The organism is Elusimicrobiota bacterium (assembly GCA_026388155.1).
Taxonomy (GTDB): domain Bacteria; phylum Elusimicrobiota; class Elusimicrobia; order Elusimicrobiales; family UBA9959; genus UBA9634.
Genome location: JAPLKI010000018.1, coordinates 144,138 through 158,410, shown reverse-complemented (window position 1 = coordinate 158,410; position 14,273 = coordinate 144,138). Strand labels below are relative to the sequence as shown.

18 protein-coding genes are annotated in these 14,273 nt (G+C 52.8%); 5 read left to right on the top strand and 13 right to left on the bottom strand.

The window, feature by feature from the left end; translation table 11 throughout:
- Positions 1-25 precede the first annotated feature (25 nt).
- The 4 genes from NTX59_08355 to NTX59_08340 are packed head-to-tail and all read right to left on the bottom strand — an operon-like array spanning position 26 to position 2,576.
- Entirely contained in the window at positions 26-1,972 is a 1,947-nt protein-coding gene (locus tag NTX59_08355) for a transposase (protein ID MCX5785688.1), read from the bottom strand.
- A 46-nt stretch (positions 1,973-2,018) separates the two neighbouring features.
- Complete coding sequence (locus tag NTX59_08350) at positions 2,019-2,213, bottom strand: hypothetical protein (GenBank protein MCX5785687.1); 195 nt, start codon at positions 2,211-2,213, stop codon at positions 2,019-2,021.
- Between the two features lie 2 nt (positions 2,214-2,215).
- Complete coding sequence (locus NTX59_08345; GenBank protein MCX5785686.1) at positions 2,216-2,407, bottom strand: hypothetical protein; 192 nt, start codon at positions 2,405-2,407, stop codon at positions 2,216-2,218.
- 7 nt (positions 2,408-2,414) lie between these two features.
- A complete protein-coding gene (locus NTX59_08340) occupies positions 2,415-2,576 on the bottom strand; it encodes a hypothetical protein (protein MCX5785685.1) in 162 nt (53 codons plus the stop codon).
- 579 nt (positions 2,577-3,155) lie between these two features.
- Here NTX59_08340 and NTX59_08335 point away from each other — a divergent pair.
- Positions 3,156-3,551 (top strand): helix-turn-helix transcriptional regulator, encoded by a 396-nt coding sequence (locus NTX59_08335; protein ID MCX5785684.1) that lies wholly within the window; start codon positions 3,156-3,158, stop codon positions 3,549-3,551.
- 44 nt (positions 3,552-3,595) lie between these two features.
- Positions 3,596-4,330 carry a hypothetical protein gene (locus tag NTX59_08330; protein MCX5785683.1) on the top strand — a complete coding sequence of 245 codons (735 nt, stop codon included), beginning with the start codon at positions 3,596-3,598 and terminating at the stop codon, positions 4,328-4,330.
- A 57-nt stretch (positions 4,331-4,387) separates the two neighbouring features.
- Here NTX59_08330 and NTX59_08325 read toward each other — a convergent pair whose 3' ends face one another.
- From NTX59_08325 to NTX59_08285, 9 genes are all read right to left on the bottom strand, one after another.
- A complete protein-coding gene (locus NTX59_08325) occupies positions 4,388-4,555 on the bottom strand; it encodes a hypothetical protein (GenBank protein ID MCX5785682.1) in 168 nt (55 codons plus the stop codon).
- A 305-nt stretch (positions 4,556-4,860) separates the two neighbouring features.
- On the bottom strand, positions 4,861-5,130 hold the full coding sequence (locus NTX59_08320) for a hypothetical protein (protein ID MCX5785681.1): 270 nt from the start codon (positions 5,128-5,130) through the stop codon (positions 4,861-4,863).
- Entirely contained in the window at positions 5,127-5,609 is a 483-nt protein-coding gene (locus tag NTX59_08315; GenBank protein MCX5785680.1) for a phage virion morphogenesis protein, read from the bottom strand. Before NTX59_08315 ends, NTX59_08320 begins: the two co-directional genes overlap by 4 nt.
- 178 nt (positions 5,610-5,787) lie before the next feature.
- Complete coding sequence (locus tag NTX59_08310; GenBank protein MCX5785679.1) at positions 5,788-7,098, bottom strand: phage minor head protein; 1,311 nt, start codon at positions 7,096-7,098, stop codon at positions 5,788-5,790.
- Position 7,099: 1 nt separating this feature from the next.
- Positions 7,100-8,647 carry a DUF935 family protein gene (locus tag NTX59_08305; GenBank protein MCX5785678.1) on the bottom strand — a complete coding sequence of 516 codons (1,548 nt, stop codon included), beginning with the start codon at positions 8,645-8,647 and terminating at the stop codon, positions 7,100-7,102.
- 223 nt (positions 8,648-8,870) lie between these two features.
- A complete protein-coding gene (locus NTX59_08300) occupies positions 8,871-10,298 on the bottom strand; it encodes a terminase family protein (protein ID MCX5785677.1) in 1,428 nt (475 codons plus the stop codon).
- Positions 10,295-10,783: a hypothetical protein gene (locus NTX59_08295; GenBank protein ID MCX5785676.1), complete on the bottom strand. Its 489-nt coding sequence runs from the start codon at positions 10,781-10,783 to the stop codon at positions 10,295-10,297. Before NTX59_08295 ends, NTX59_08300 begins: the two co-directional genes overlap by 4 nt.
- Complete coding sequence (locus tag NTX59_08290; protein ID MCX5785675.1) at positions 10,776-11,033, bottom strand: hypothetical protein; 258 nt, start codon at positions 11,031-11,033, stop codon at positions 10,776-10,778. The genes NTX59_08295 and NTX59_08290 overlap by 8 nt, the downstream gene beginning before the upstream one ends.
- Positions 11,030-11,392: a hypothetical protein gene (locus NTX59_08285; GenBank protein ID MCX5785674.1), complete on the bottom strand. Its 363-nt coding sequence runs from the start codon at positions 11,390-11,392 to the stop codon at positions 11,030-11,032. The genes NTX59_08290 and NTX59_08285 overlap by 4 nt, the downstream gene beginning before the upstream one ends.
- Before the next feature lie 150 nt (positions 11,393-11,542).
- On the opposite strand from NTX59_08285, the gene NTX59_08280 reads away from it, so the two are divergent.
- The 3 genes from NTX59_08280 (at position 11,543) to NTX59_08270 (ending at position 14,272) form a co-directional block, all read left to right on the top strand.
- On the top strand, positions 11,543-12,580 hold the full coding sequence (locus tag NTX59_08280) for a phage protease (GenBank protein ID MCX5785673.1): 1,038 nt from the start codon (positions 11,543-11,545) through the stop codon (positions 12,578-12,580).
- A 63-nt stretch (positions 12,581-12,643) separates the two neighbouring features.
- Positions 12,644-13,357 (top strand): collagen-like protein, encoded by a 714-nt coding sequence (locus tag NTX59_08275; protein MCX5785672.1) that lies wholly within the window; start codon positions 12,644-12,646, stop codon positions 13,355-13,357.
- Positions 13,358-13,387: 30 nt separating this feature from the next.
- Entirely contained in the window at positions 13,388-14,272 is an 885-nt protein-coding gene (locus tag NTX59_08270; protein MCX5785671.1) for a Mu-like prophage major head subunit gpT family protein, read from the top strand.
- The last annotated feature ends 1 nt before the right edge of the window (position 14,273 follow it).

Here is a 14,273-nt window from a genome sequence, read left to right as displayed (position 1 = left end):
TTTTTTGTTTCTCCTGTGCGGTTTTTTACGAATTATATGACCGGTAGAGCAGTGTGAATTCTTTGCTCTTTTCGTAGTCGGCCATAAAAGTTTTATCCTCATCGGTATTTGCGCCATGCTTAAGCAGCCAATCGTAGCGTTCAAACATTTCCATAAACAAAGGGCGCTCGCCTTCTTTGGGATGCGCCGAGGTTACGGCTACGGCGGAGGCTGGAATAGCGGAGACCCGGACCGCATTCACAGGCGCGGGGTTTGCCGGGATTCCGCACCAGGCTATTTCGGGCACCGGGGCAAAGCGTTCTATGGAACGCTCTTTGGTATCGGCGGTCAGCTTGCGCTGCATATGCTGCGCCATAGCCAGCGCAGTTTTATCTTTGGCGTCGCCGAAGAGCGTGGCCATGGGGTGAATTCTTTCCACGCGGGGCGCTTCGCAGATGAACTTGCCTTTAAGGTCGTATATCTTCACTTTGGTCAGATCGGACAGGCTATATTTCACCACCACTTCGGAGATCATGCCGTAGAGCGCCTCATTAAAATATTCCTGGCCGAACAAACGGACGCCGTTGCGGCCCAACCGGGTGATGTTCACGGAGAGCATCAGATCGTCCAGGTCGGAGATGTTAACGCCGGGGCCGCTGCCTTCGTCGAAAACTTGTTTACAGGTCTTGTTTTTAACGTAAGGATTCGGGCAACTGCCGGCATAGTCCAGCCAGATATTTATATATTCCTTAATCTCGTCAATATTGAAGACGTAGTTGTTATGGATGGCGCGGTGAAATTTTTCATTCCGCGCCATCCAGGCCGGTTTATCGGCGATGCTCGCGCCGGTGTAGCTTGGGATAAGGCGTTCGAACGTTTCGGCGAAATGCCGCCACCAGCCTTCTATCACTTTCGCCCGCGCGTTGTAAGGCTGCGCAAAGACCGGCGCGATACCGAGCCGGCCGAAGAGGCCGTAGAAACCGCAGTCTTCAAGATTTTCATCAGCGGTAAAGAAACGACTGCGGAATGAGCTGCCGTTGTCCTGGTAGCAGACCTGGGGTATCTTGCCGAGGTTGATGATGGCGTTGCGGAGCGCGGAGGCTATGGCCTGGGTGTTTTCTTCGGGCATGATCTCGTAGCCGGCCAGGTAATAACTTTTCCAGTCGAGGTAGCCTATCATGGTGCAGCGGCAGGGTTTGCCGGTGTAGGGATTTATCATAAGGAAGTTCAGGCGATGGCCGTCGGCCACCAGCACCTGGCCGACTTCGAGCATGGCGGAATCGCGGCGAATGAACGGGGCCACTTTATCCACCAGGGCTTTGTGACCCTCACGGCAGAATACCCATAAATCATTATTGCGGGAGCGCAGCCATTGCGCGTACCGGCGGAAGGTTATTGGCGAGTGCGGCTGAATGCCCTGGAGGGTGAGCGCATAGCGCACCAGGTGAGCGGCTGATCCAACTGATGGCTTTTTGGGATTAAGCAGCAGCTTTTCAAACATGGATTTTTCTGCGGGGTTAAGCTCCGGGGCTTCGTTCGAGCCGCAGTTATAGAGAGGCACCAGGCGGGTCCAATCCAGGGTGTTTTCCATCGCGGCCTGCCAGCGGTACAGGGTTTTTATGGAGACTTCGCCGAGCAGGTCATGCACCGGGTGGAACGCGGCACCGGTGTTGTACGCGGAGATAAAACCGAAGTCCACCTGAGTGAGCGGCTGGTTTTTATGATGCGCGCGCCAGTTTTGCCAATGGCGCAAGAGGTCCAGGCGGGCAAGGGCTATGCGCTTGGTCTTTTCGGAGATGGAGGCGGCGCAAATGGGAACCGGGATGGTGTTGCCGGAAGGTGTGACAACCGACAGCCTGGTGCGGATGTCCTGCGGCAGCTGCTCCAGCACGTATAGCTTGGCACTGGCGTGGTTTACTGTGGTGGTCTCGGCCGGGAGCCAGTTTTCGCGCTGGGCGCGTTTGCGTAAGACAGGAACCGACAGTTGTGACATGCAACTTATTTGTTTCAGTGAATACATGCTTCTTTTCCCCCGTAAATTAATCCGGCGAAACTTCGTACATGGAACAGGCAGCGGCAAACAACGCGGCGCAATCGGCTTCCTTGGCGGCTTCGATGATTTCGTATAAAGCGTCTTTGTGGTCTTTGCCTTCGGCCTTAAGACGACGTAAAGCGGATTCTATTCCGGTGCGGTGGATATGTGCGACTAGTATCTGTGGAGGGATAGGGTCCATTATTATTTATCTCCTTTAAGGAGCCCGGCGGCGCGGTAGGCATCGGCCAGGCTGCCGAATTTTGAATAAAACAGATTGATGGAAGGCGCGTTTTTTGCGATCAGAATGTCGTGCCGGCCGGGCAGGCGGTGCAGGCGGTGCGCCTGGCGGCGGAGCCAGATGATAAGTTCGGGTTTGGTCCAGGGGGTGGGCATATTCTCCTTAAGACTTTTTGGCTTTCATTATGCGGGCGAGTCTGCCGGAGCAGAGGTCGCAGTTTTTGTTAAGGCGTCTTTCGTGGTGCGCTTTTTGCTGGTCACTTGTCCAGGCGAATGCGGTATGGCCGCAGCGATATTTCAGAGTGACGCAGTAAAGAGTTGCCATAATCCCTTTCCTTATATTATGCGCCGGGAGGGCCGAGTCGGATGAATCTCCTGTAGTATTGGGTATTTTTTATAAAGAGTTTCAAAAATCATCGAGTCCCCATAATTATTCGCATAAAATCCGAAAACTAAAGCTGCGGTTGAGCGAGATTCCCTGCGTCCATTTTTATTTAAATAGCTTTGAAAACAGATAAGCGCAGCTTCCAATCCATGTCTTATTGCGATTTTTTTAAACCGAAGATATATCTTGTCGTTTTGTGCGGACATTATTCTCTCCTCATATTAGGCGCGGGCGGCACGGCGGCGCTTGTGCGGCCAGAGTTGGGAGACCGACATTCCTAAGCGGATGGCGATCTCGGCCTTGATTCTGTTGCTGCAAGGAACCCCGGATATTACTTTCCTGACAGCGGTAGAACTGCATTTTAATTTTCTTGCGACATCAATCTGGCGTACTCCACAAAGAATCATCTGCGATTTTATTCTGCGCTCGTTTATTGGTAGGATATGTCTTGTTGCCATAGTTTGTTTTAAACCTCTATTGTAGTATACGAACTACACTACAATCTGTCAAGGGCCTTTTATGCAGACATTTATTCCACACGGGAAAAAGATACAGGAATTACGGAAAGCGTTGCCTGACGCGCCCTCTCAGGAAACATTCTCCTCTAAGGTTGGAATACATCGAATAACACTTGCGAATATCGAGACCAGCAAATACCATATGTCCTTCGAGCTTGCGAAAAAGATTGCATCGTTGTTGGGGGTTGCCATAACAGTTATCGCCGAAGAGAAATTTGCCGAAGTTAAAAAAAAGCTTCCTCCTGACGAGGATATACAGGAAATCGCCAGTTACTTTTTAGAGCATCAGAAGGAGAGAAACCTTATCCTTGGATATATTCGAGGAGCTAAGGGGAGTCAGGAAGCTTTTAAAAGATTTAAACAGCTTCATCAGCAGCCTAAACGAAAACCTGCTTAATAGATAAAAGAAAGCGATAGAAATAAACCTTGGGGGAGAATTGCATGTTAAATTTAAATAAAAAATTGAGTTTTAAAGATATCGTGATCATTTGTGCTATTGCAGGAGCAATGCTCGCTGTTTTCTTTGCTGAGAAACCGTCCCCAATAAAGAAATTTGTTGATCTACAAAATATCTCCGCTGCAATGGAGGTAACTGATATCAATATCACAAATCTTTCTCCTGGAAAAAGAATAGAGGGGGTTGTGGCTTTTGACATAACTCCAATTCAAGCACGTGCGACTCTTTTTTCAGTGATTAAAGATCAGTGGGGCAAAATTTCAAATGAAAATAATTTTCAAGTTTGTCTTAGCCCAGGATCTTTGGAGTTTCAGGAATTGGGGATATATGCGGCGGTAGCGACATATGAAAAAGGGCACTTGGAAATAACTTCTATTCCGAATGATCAACAACTGGCCGAATATAATAAAACACGAAACGATGTCGAGTTAAATTTAAAAGGAAAGCCTTTTATCTATCAAGGTAAAATCCAGCATTATGACTATCCAGAAATGATCCGACCAGATCAACAGACATTCGATCGCTGGCTTTCAATTAAAGAGGAATATAAAGAAGTTAATGAAATACACAAATACCAGACATCGGAGAAAGAAATCTTGCCTATAATAGCCAGGCATTTGAATATATCAGTGAAAGAGGTAAAACAAAATTTAACCAAACTTGCTGATTATTATAGACCACCATTCGGATATCAGCAGGATTTTGTTTTGATTAATTAGTCCCCCCGACGGCCCATAAATAACATGAACTTAAACTTCGGGAAAATCCAGATTTGGTTAGGAGTTTTGGTCCTCTTTCTTACGGCGGTCGAGCTCGTCAAGAAAATCTTTGAGTTCCATTTTAAGCGAAACTCTGATAAGAAGACACCACATCCACCCGACCAGGATAAGACAGCCGGAATATACGATTACGTCAAAGAACTTGGCGAAGACTTCATGATACATAGAAACCTCCTATGGAAACGCGGAATATCCGACCCTTACTGTTTAAATTGTTTTCAGAAAGAAAAGAAGCTTGTCCAAATTCAAACCGGATATTCAGATTACCGTATTAGTAAAGATGAATCTAAAAGTTATCCGTATTGGTTCTGTCCGGCATGTGGTAGCAGGCCTAATATTATTATGCGGCCGCGCTGGAAAAAGAAGAAAGAATAGTTCCCCCCGACGGCCCATAACCGACGGGGAACTGTGTTTTTGAATTGTCAAGGATCAATAAAAAACCACGGCGGCTTTCCGCTGGGGGTTTTAATTTAATCGAAAAGACTGCGGCTTGAAATAAGAGATGGTCCGTCTACAGTTTCATGTGTAACCTCCTTTCGTATAACTTCCGACTCTTTCAGCTTTGCCCAGGTCTTCATCTCGCCTTCAGGGCAGCCTGGGGTCCAGCAGGTGAAGCTGAAGGTCTTGCGCTGGCCGGGGATATGGCTGGTCTCGGCCAGCTTCGGGCGGCTGCAGGCTTTGCAGATGGGGGTTTTAAGACGGCGAGCAAGAGCGCGCGGGGTGCGGGAAAGGGGTTTCATTTTTTATCTCCGAGGTATTTGGCTGCGGTATTTTCGATGTCTTTGAGTTCGTCGGGCTGAAGTTTAAAATATGGCCGGGCTACTATTTCGCCTACGGCATAACTGTTTAATTTTGTGGGACGACCGTCGAATTTGCGGAAGTCGGAAGTGGCGGCAACCTGGCGGCGCCGGATGAAGCCGCCGAACTGGTGGATGGCGGCGTAAACTTCATTAGTGCCGGCCATAGCATAGTTGTTGCCATAGGCTTTATGGACGGAACGCATAAGCCGGCCTTTAGCTATAAGCGTCTGGCCTTTTCTTTTTAACGCGGCGGCGGACGGCACCCATTTGGGGCGGCCACCCTGCTGGAAGTTCTCCATGGTGGAATCCCACAGGATATCAGCTATCTCGCGCATGAGCGGGCGGGTGTTCTTCAACTTTTTATGGATTTCGGCCAGACGTTTTTGAACAGGGCCGAGGTCAACGGAAATCTTGATCATAAAAATAGGCCTTGAAATCCTGCCGGCCGGGGGCTATAATATACCCAGGAGACGACAGTAGGAAAATCGGCGTTGCCTACGGCGTGGTTAGCGGACTTGTCCGAGATCCATGGTATGAGGGGAAGAGCCGTCCCTCCGTCTTCTAAACTAAATGAGCGTGGCTTCGTAAGGAGCGCGCTCATTTTAATTTACCATCCAGCAAAACATAGCGGTCCTCAGCCAGGTTATAGGCGTTTACATCGGATACCGTCTTAAATAAATTGGCCGGGGTTTGCATTTCGCGCAGATTATAATTTACCTCAATCACGATCTTGGTCGCTTTAACCTCGGCCGACTTTACGACGTAAAGGATGTTCTTATTTATTTTGTCGTAGAGGACCGCTTCATAATCAGAAATATAACCCGGCAATTTTTTTAATTCCTCAATAGATATCGCCTGGCCGGATTTTTGTTTCGCGGGGCGCTGAGCGTGAAGTATTCCTTTATCGTTGGCGATTATCAGCGGGCTTTCGGGTTTCAGGTTTAATGCTGTTAGTTTGTCAAAGACAACAGGTTTCATCCAGCCGATAGTGGCGGCAAAACCGTTTGTGCTATTGCGCGCCAGGATGCCATCCACCCAGGTTGGCCACATCTCGGCCGCCAGATTATTCTTTGCCATATCCGCGAGGAAGGTGCGACGCAAGGGGTCGGGAAGATCTTCCGCTTTCTGCCAGGTCTGCGCATCCAGATACCAGGCTTGGCCGGGGTTATAATCCCATCCGGCGCCGGTGGAGACTTTTTCTCCGGTGACGGGGTCGGTATAGGTGGAACGCTGCGCGCCTATCTTTTGCAGTTCAGCGCCGGGCTGGTTGTAGGCAATTTTCCCCACGGAGGATTCCACTTTAAGGCCCAGCTTGCGCACCTGCTCGGCGGTGAGCTTGCGCACGGTGCAGCGGCAGCCCCAGTCCAGGGGCGGCCAGAAGGTATTCCAGAACGGATCATCCCAGCGGAATACTTTACCGTTCAGGGCGCGGTGCGAGGGGCGGGTGTGCGCATCCAGCACGCAGACGAACTGCCAGTAGGGACGCTCAGGGGCGGATTCAACAAAGTCCTGGTAACGGGCGGCAGACTCGGCTACAGACATATTGGCCCGGTAGATTAATTCCAGGCGGCGCGGGCTGCCGAGCTGGACCACTTGTTCCTTGCCGGTGTCTGGGTTGGTCATTATCTTCTTGCCCCACCAGCCTTTAGCCTGGAGAGTGGGTTCTATGGTTTTACGGAATTGCGAGACGGTGAGGCCATTCTTCATACCATTCTGCACGGCGGAGTGAATATCTTTCAGCAGGTCCACCTGCATGGCTTTGGCGACGGTGAAGGCTTTGGCGTGGGCGTCCTGCCATACGTCATACCAGTTGAAGGCAGGGTGATAGTCCGTCTGGCCGGCCAGATAGCGGAGCGCTTCTTTGGGCTCTAGGCCGATGGCGTAGTGCAGGTCCGGGACTTTGGGCATATTAAGCTTTGTTGGCGGTGAGACGGCCCCAAATCTCTGAGACGTAAATTGCGCGGGCAAGCGTTTCCTGGAATTTTTTGGTGTCCATCTCGGGATAGGCGGCGATGAGGCCGGATTCCATTGCCTGGTAGTCGCCGGCTTTTATGGCTTCCAGGACCGGGGCGAGAACACCTTCTATCTGTGCCTGGAGAGCTGCCGGGTCAAGTTTATCGGCCGCGGCGGTGATGGGATCCTCTACTTCGGCCTGCTGCGCGGCCGGGGCTGGGGCTTTGCCGGCGAAGGGGGTTGCGTTGGATGGTTGCGCGGCGCCGGAGTATCCTGGCGGGTCTATCAGGGTGAAATCTTCCGGCTTCAGGTTATACTCGCGCTGGAAGTAGACCGGGGTAAATTTCACGCCGCAGTCGGTTAGGACTTTGTCGCGGGTGGCCTGGTCCATGTCAACGTCTTCGGGGGCGAACATGGAATAGACGGGAACGGGTTCGCCGGGGAAGTTTAACTCGCAGGTCCAGTTGATTAGCTGCTGGATGGTCTGCTCCACAACCTTTTTATCGCTGGTCACAATATCGCCGCGTACCTCCATGTGGGTTTTGGCGGCGGCGTAGCTGCCTTTATCTCCCACGTCGGTAGTGAGGGTTTGGCCGAGCAGGCCTTTTGAGATGGACTTTTCGCAATAGACCAGGTAACGCTCATAGGCGTCTATGGAGCCGCCGGAGGCTGCGAAGTCTTTTATCTCAACGGAGGAATCATCGGGTATTACGGCAACGGCGTCCTGCACCATATTCTCCAGCTTGTAGAGCAGGTCGTTGGTGTCAGCATCACCGGTGCCGCGCGGGTTTTTACCTATCACGTGCGGCATGCCGTATTTTTCTATGAAGATGGTCCAAAACTTCAGGCCGCCTTTTTTAAAGGTGGCGGGCCAGAAGATGCGGCTTAAGACAGGCTCGCCGTAGGGGTTTTCATAACTGGCTTTATGCGAAGCGAGCAGGAATTTGCGAGGCGGCAAAATCTCACCCAGGGGATTTTCTTTACTGCGGAACATGAGTTTATCGTAACCATCGAAGCTGAACCAGGCGCAGGGCTTTTTCTGCACGGAGACGGGGCGCACCAGGTTATCCGCGCCGATGTTCCAGACTATTTCGAGCACGGAGTAGCCGAAGAGCGGCGCCTTTAAGATCTCGGCGACCAGGCGCGGCATATCGAGAGCGTCGAGCATATCCTTGACGAACGCGGCGGAGCGGCTCTGCGCTTTGCCGTTGTCCACGGCCCAGTCGAGCGATAGGACGCCGGCGGCGCGGGAGTCGGCGCAGCCGCCGACATGGTCGTCGGCGAGGAGGTCGGTATAGACGCTGATGTCTTTACCCATGCGTTTTAGCACGGGGTCGGGGTTGGGGAGCGGCATACCAGCCGACAGATAGAAATCGAGGCTGCGCTCGCGGGAGGCTATTTCGCCGGGTCGGAAAGAGGGGACGAAAGCCGGAAGGGATTTGCAGACTATGCGCTGAAACCGGCGCGGGTTGGGGGCGCGGTGGTTGGTCTTTTTTGGGGACATGGTTTTCTCCGTTTTTACCGGGTTTTTGGGAGCCGGTCAGTCAAAGTTAATTAAAAATAAAAATATTGCCGAGTTTCGGAACCTCTAAAACCGGGGCATTGCCATATGCCTAATATTCATTTGGCTCGCATAAAATAGCGTTCAATCCGCATTTTTAGACTGCCGCGCCTGTAGAGGGACGGCTAAAACGCTCCTGGGGCATTTGTGAGCGTTTTAGGATGTTTCAAAAACCGCTCAAAATTGACCTTTTTCGCCGTTTATGGTCCGGGCGCATTAAAAACAGGCCGTTTTCCTGCTTTTCGTAGCCTTGCAAAATCTTTGAGTCCTGGTTGCCTGAACCTGAGGCTAAGTGTATGGGGCCTACGCACTTGCTGATGGCATGGGCGGCCAAAGACATAGCCCAGAAACGGTCCCCATGGCCGTTTTCACTAGCCTCAGCGTCAAAACGGATATGATTTGCCTTGGTGACTATCTTTTTGACCGAATGGAGATCCTCGCGCAGCTCAAACTGGTCCGGGATATGGATGGCGACGTCTTCAAAGTAGGGATGCAGGCCATAGGCGAGTTCTTCTTTTACGCCTTCGTTAAACGTGATAGGCTCAACCTTGAACTTGCCGAAATCGTCCTGTGCTTCTTCGCCGAGCTGCATCCCCAACCCGGTGGCGTCTATGCAGCCCCGGCGCAACTGCGGCAGTTTCAGGAGCCAGTAGAGCTCCTCCTTCATAAACTTAAACTTCTGGTTCTGCATAACGCTCAGCCAGCGCAGCCAGAGCATACCGCCGTATTTTTGCAGGATAGCGATAACGGCCAGGTGTTTTTTGCGTGCTACGTCGAAGCCCGCATAGAGATCTCCCGGCAGAGTCAGCAGATCGCGCTTGTCCGAGACCAGGCAATCTTTGAATTCGCAGGGGCGGATAAGATTATATGGCAGAAAGGAGGAAGCGCTGTCGGTGGCAACTACGCAATATTCCTGCTGCCAGGTGTCTTCATCATCACAGTCCTGATGCTCGGCTTCTATCCAGGCGTCGCGCTCCGCTTTGGTTAGAACATGGCCGACGATTTTGTCGGCCAGGCCGTCTTCCACCGCTTTGAAGATGGAGACTGTATGCAGACTCCAGTTAAGCCGGCCTTTGCGGATGCTCTCGATGAAGCGGTTGAAGCGGGTGCTGGTGCCGTTATGAGTAGAAAGGATCCTGAGCGGGAAGCCCCAGGTGATACAGGGCTTGGCGGCTTTCCACATTTCGTCGGCATCGTCATGGTGGGCATATTCGTCCAGGATAACTTTGCCGCCTTTGGAGCGGAATGCCTTTGGGTTGGAGGTTAAAGCCGTGATGCGGCGGCCGTCTTTAAATTCCAGGACCCGGCCTTTGATGCCTTTCTTTTCGTCCAGGATAATCTCGCCGAGCATTTGCGCGCCGGCATTGAAAATTTTTGCCCACTTTTCGCAATAGAGGATATATTCGCGGCCGGCGGATTCGTCGGCGGAGGAGAACCAGACGCAGGGGACAGCGCCTTCAACGCAGTCGCGCACATCTTCATAACTCTGGACGTAGGTAGCGCCTATGCGGCGTGATTTTTCCCAAATCTTAATCCTGGACTTATCCTTTAGCCAGGCTATTTGATAGGGGAGGAAATACGCCGCTGGTTTCATTTGACGGTACCGCCGGGTTGCGGGGCTTCCTGTGGTTTAGTGGGGTCGGCCGCGGCTGGTTCATCGGAGGTCTCTCCCGTGAGCTGCTCGTTAATAATCCGGGCCATATCTTTGACCAGGTCTTTGCTTTTGCCGGAGTCGGCGCCGGAGAGTTTTTTTACAGCATCCTCGTAATCTTTAACCTTGTAGATATTGGGGATTATGCGGGCTATGGTTCCCAGGCGCTTTGGATCTATTGGATTGCTAGCTTTTAGATCCTCGCTGACAGATTTCATGAGGGCGCGGCAAAACTCGTACATTTCCTCATGGAATTGCTGGCGGCTGGACAGGTAAGCTTTGCGTTTGGCGTCCCAGCTGCCTTCTTCTTTCCAGAGACGTACGGTTTTCTCGCATATCTTGAGACGCACGGCAATACCATCAACGCTTGTTTGCTCTATGGTAAATAAACGCTCAGCCTCGGCAAAAAGAAGGTGTTTTTTACTCATTTTCGCCCAGCGCCTCCTCAAGAGCCTTAATCCCGGCTAGGCTTTTAACCAGGTCGGTCTTCAACTCGTGCAGGCGCTTGGTGAATTGGAGCACTTTGGCGGTATCGGTGCGTAAGATGGGGTCTTCACCATAGACTGGCAGTTCAAGCCGGATAAGCAGTGTAATGCCGGCGGCCTCTTCGCGTTGCCTTAAAGCTTTGCGGCGCAGCAGGGCAAGATCGTTGCGCATCTGGATTATTTCGGGGTTCATTTGTCGCTCCTGATCATCGGGCAAGACTGGTTGGTGTCTATTTTCTGCTCTATGCGCGCCAGTTGCGCGCCATGGTACTGGTCATTTTCCAGCAGGCCTTTCAAAACTTCGTTCTGCTGGCACCATTGCTGGCGCACCATATCCAGCACATTACTCCAAATCTTATTGGTATTCTCAAGCGTCTGGGCGGCCTGTGTGCTGTTGGTTTTAATCATCTCGGCGGTATAGGTTTTGTTGTTTTCCAGCATCTGCGCCCAAAGCTTGTTCTGGCCGCGGTTATGGTAAAACCAGGCGGCCAGGACCGCTACGGGGAGTCCCCAGTTCTTTATGCCTTCCAGCCAAAAATTAAAATCGCTCATTATGCCTCCAGGAAAATTTTGTCATACCGGAAATATCATACTCGGTAAAGAGTCTTTCCTCTACTAAACCGTTTAGTAGAGATGGGATTCACACTTCTGCTATAAAATCCTTGGCTGCAACAAAAAAACGCGGAAATTGACGGAGAAACGATGGCAAGGCAGGCTGATGACGGGCAGGCGGTACGGACGATGGTGGTGGCAATGTCTATGGGAGGACAGGGCCAAGCGCCGGAAATTATCCAGCTTCTCCCATTCGGGGAGCATAAAACCGACAAAGGCATGGTTATCCTGGACAAGGCCGGCGCCGACATGGTGATGGATTTTTACAAGGCCAGCCAGACCGACCCGGTTATTGACTATGAGCACCAGACACTGAGCGGCAATGAGGCGCCGGCTGCCGGTTGGGTGACTGAGTTGGAAAATAAGGGTGCGGACGGCATTTGGGGAAAGGTCTCCTGGTGCAAACGCGCCGCCGAGATGCTTAATAACCGGGAATACCGCTATTTATCACCGGTGTTTTTGCGCGATAAAAAGAACCGCGTTGTGAAGTTTTTGCACGCGGCGCTCACCAACACCCCCGCCATTGACGGAATGGAGCCTGTGGTAGCCAAGCAGGAAGTAAACGGCGGCAACGCCGCAACCAAGAAGGAGGAAACCATAAAGATGGATAACATACTTAAAGCGCTGGGGCTTGCCGCCACGGCGACTGTGGATGAAGCGATAGCCGCAATAACCAGCCTGAAGGAAACCGCCGGGAAAATTCCGGTGGCCTGCAAAGGCGTGCTGACCGCTCTGGGACTGACGGACGGCGCGAGCGAGTCGGAAACCGTGGGGACCATAGTGGCCATGAAAAGCGGATCCGACAAGACATCCGAACTGGCCGCCCGGGTAAAAACCCTTAGCGATAAACTGGCCGCGCGCGATGCGGATGAGTTGGTGCAGGTGGCTTTGAAGGCCGGGAAGATTTCACCCGCGCAGAACGACTGGGCGAAGAAATACGCCGCCGAAGACCCCGAGGGGTTTAAGGTATTCGTGGCTAAAGCGCCGGTGGTGGTGCCTATGGGGAACGAGCATAAAGAACCCGCCCCTGAGCCGACAAGCCAGGAGCTGACCGCGGCTGAAGTAGTGGCCTGCAAGCAGCTCGGCATAAGCGTTGAGGACTTCAAGAAGCACAACAAAAAGGCCTAAAGCCTGAAACGGTCTCCGAGGCTGAAGCCGGGGAGATTTTCGGAATATTAAGGAGGAAGAAATATGAGCGAATTAGATCAAGAAAGGGATACCGCTAAACGCGCGGGCAAGATAATTGTACGCGGCGCGGCGGCTGAAGTGAGGATATTTGCGGGTTCCATGGTAGCCAGGAACGCTTCCGGCTATGCGGTGCCTGCCGCCGATACCGCCGGGCTGGTGGTTGAAGGCCGCGCAGCCAAGACAGTGGATAACTCAGGCGGCGAGAACGGGGATTTGCAGGTGGAGATAGAACAGGGCGTCTTTCTCTACGACTCAGCCGGATTGACCGAGGGCGACGCCGGCAAGGAGTGCTACGCGGCTGATGACCAGACCGTGAACCTGGACGGCGGGACCAACCACGTGTTTGCGGGCGTCATAATGGAAGTGGTTTCCGCCGATGAGGCGTGGGTGAAGATGGGCATGGCGATACGCGGCGATAAAGGCGACCAGGGAGATCCCGGTTCAGCGGGAGCCAAGGGTGACAAGGGCGACGCTGGCGACCCCGGTTCAGCGGGCGCCAAGGGCGACAAGGGTGACAAGGGCGACCAGGGAGATCCCGGCGAGTTCACGGAAGCGGCTTATGTTGGCGCCGTTGCTTCGGACAATGCCGGCACCCAGGGCATAAGCTACGTCCAGATGGATGTGCAGCGCATCGCTACGCTGGCCGATGAGAACAAGACCCAGCTCAACGCAGTCATAGCCGCGCTTAAGACCGCCGGCCTGATGGCTTCGGTGTAAACCAACATCCCAACAAGGAGGGATATAGTAATGATAATCAATAAAGACACATTGTCCGCGATATTCGCGGCGTTCAACACGCTGTTCCAGGAGGCGTTCACCGCCTACACCCCGCAGTTCCAGCAGGTGGCCATGGAGGTGCCTTCCACCGTTACCGAAGAGAACTACGCCTGGCTGGGAGCGTTCCCGTCAATGCGCGAGTGGATAGGCGAGCGCGCGTTTAAGAACCTGAAAGCCGGGAAATACTCGATAGTCAATAAAGACTTCGAGTCAACGGTTGAGGTGGACCGGAACGACATCAACGACGATAAGATAGGCATCTTCAAGCCGGTCTTCTCTGAGATGGGCCGCGCCGCGGCCGCGCATCCGGACGAATTGGTATTCGGCCTGCTGCCGCTCGGGTTCAGCGCTCTGTGCTATGACGGACTGCCGTTCTTCGGCGCGCATAAAGTGGGCAAGACCACCGTATCCAACATGGCTGTGCCGGAAACTAATCCGGGTAATCCCTGGTTCCTGCTGGACACCAGCCGCGCTGTGAAACCGCTGATATTCCAGAAGCGGCAGGCGGCGCAGTTTGTTGCGCTGACTAATCCGGAAGCCGAGCATGTCTTCAAAACCAAGAAGTTCCTGTACGGTGTGGATTCGCGCGATAATGTCGGGTTTGGCCTGTGGCAGATGGCGTTCGGTTCCAAGAAGGCGCTTGACGTTACCAACTATGGCGCCGCACGGGCGGCCATAGGCGGCGTTAAGAACGACGCCGGCGTGCCGCTGGGGCTGAAAGGCAACCTGCTGGTGGTGGGGCCGTCCAATGAAGCGGCCGCCCGCAAGATCTGCTATGGCGAGAATCTTGTCAACGCGGAGAGCAACCCCTGGAAGGGTTCCGCCGAAGTGCTGGTTTCACCCTGGCTGGACTGAG

What these genes read in the sequence shown, in the direction of transcription:
- NTX59_08340 (MCX5785685.1), bottom strand. Translation starts at nt 2,576, where the DNA reads ATGGCAACTCTTTACTGCGTCACTCTGAAATATCGCTGCGGCCATACC.
- NTX59_08285 (MCX5785674.1), bottom strand. Translation starts at nt 11,392, where the DNA reads ATGAGCGATTTTAATTTTTGGCTGGAAGGCATAAAGAACTGGGGACTC.
- NTX59_08345 (MCX5785686.1), bottom strand. Translation starts at nt 2,407, where the DNA reads ATGCCCACCCCCTGGACCAAACCCGAACTTATCATCTGGCTCCGCCGC.
- NTX59_08300 (MCX5785677.1), bottom strand. Translation starts at nt 10,298, where the DNA reads ATGAAACCAGCGGCGTATTTCCTCCCCTATCAAATAGCCTGGCTAAAG.
- NTX59_08325 (MCX5785682.1), bottom strand. Translation starts at nt 4,555, where the DNA reads ATGTATCATGAAGTCTTCGCCAAGTTCTTTGACGTAATCGTATATTCC.
- NTX59_08280 (MCX5785673.1), top strand. Translation starts at nt 11,543, where the DNA reads ATGGCAAGGCAGGCTGATGACGGGCAGGCGGTACGGACGATGGTGGTG.
- NTX59_08330 (MCX5785683.1), top strand. Translation starts at nt 3,596, where the DNA reads ATGTTAAATTTAAATAAAAAATTGAGTTTTAAAGATATCGTGATCATT.
- NTX59_08335 (MCX5785684.1), top strand. Translation starts at nt 3,156, where the DNA reads ATGCAGACATTTATTCCACACGGGAAAAAGATACAGGAATTACGGAAA.
- NTX59_08310 (MCX5785679.1), bottom strand. Translation starts at nt 7,098, where the DNA reads ATGCCCAAAGTCCCGGACCTGCACTACGCCATCGGCCTAGAGCCCAAA.
- NTX59_08315 (MCX5785680.1), bottom strand. Translation starts at nt 5,609, where the DNA reads ATGATCAAGATTTCCGTTGACCTCGGCCCTGTTCAAAAACGTCTGGCC.
- NTX59_08320 (MCX5785681.1), bottom strand. Translation starts at nt 5,130, where the DNA reads ATGAAACCCCTTTCCCGCACCCCGCGCGCTCTTGCTCGCCGTCTTAAA.
- NTX59_08295 (MCX5785676.1), bottom strand. Translation starts at nt 10,783, where the DNA reads ATGAGTAAAAAACACCTTCTTTTTGCCGAGGCTGAGCGTTTATTTACC.
- NTX59_08350 (MCX5785687.1), bottom strand. Translation starts at nt 2,213, where the DNA reads ATGGACCCTATCCCTCCACAGATACTAGTCGCACATATCCACCGCACC.
- NTX59_08275 (MCX5785672.1), top strand. Translation starts at nt 12,644, where the DNA reads ATGAGCGAATTAGATCAAGAAAGGGATACCGCTAAACGCGCGGGCAAG.
- NTX59_08305 (MCX5785678.1), bottom strand. Translation starts at nt 8,647, where the DNA reads ATGTCCCCAAAAAAGACCAACCACCGCGCCCCCAACCCGCGCCGGTTT.
- NTX59_08355 (MCX5785688.1), bottom strand. Translation starts at nt 1,972, where the DNA reads ATGTCACAACTGTCGGTTCCTGTCTTACGCAAACGCGCCCAGCGCGAA.
- NTX59_08270 (MCX5785671.1), top strand. Translation starts at nt 13,388, where the DNA reads ATGATAATCAATAAAGACACATTGTCCGCGATATTCGCGGCGTTCAAC.
- NTX59_08290 (MCX5785675.1), bottom strand. Translation starts at nt 11,033, where the DNA reads ATGAACCCCGAAATAATCCAGATGCGCAACGATCTTGCCCTGCTGCGC.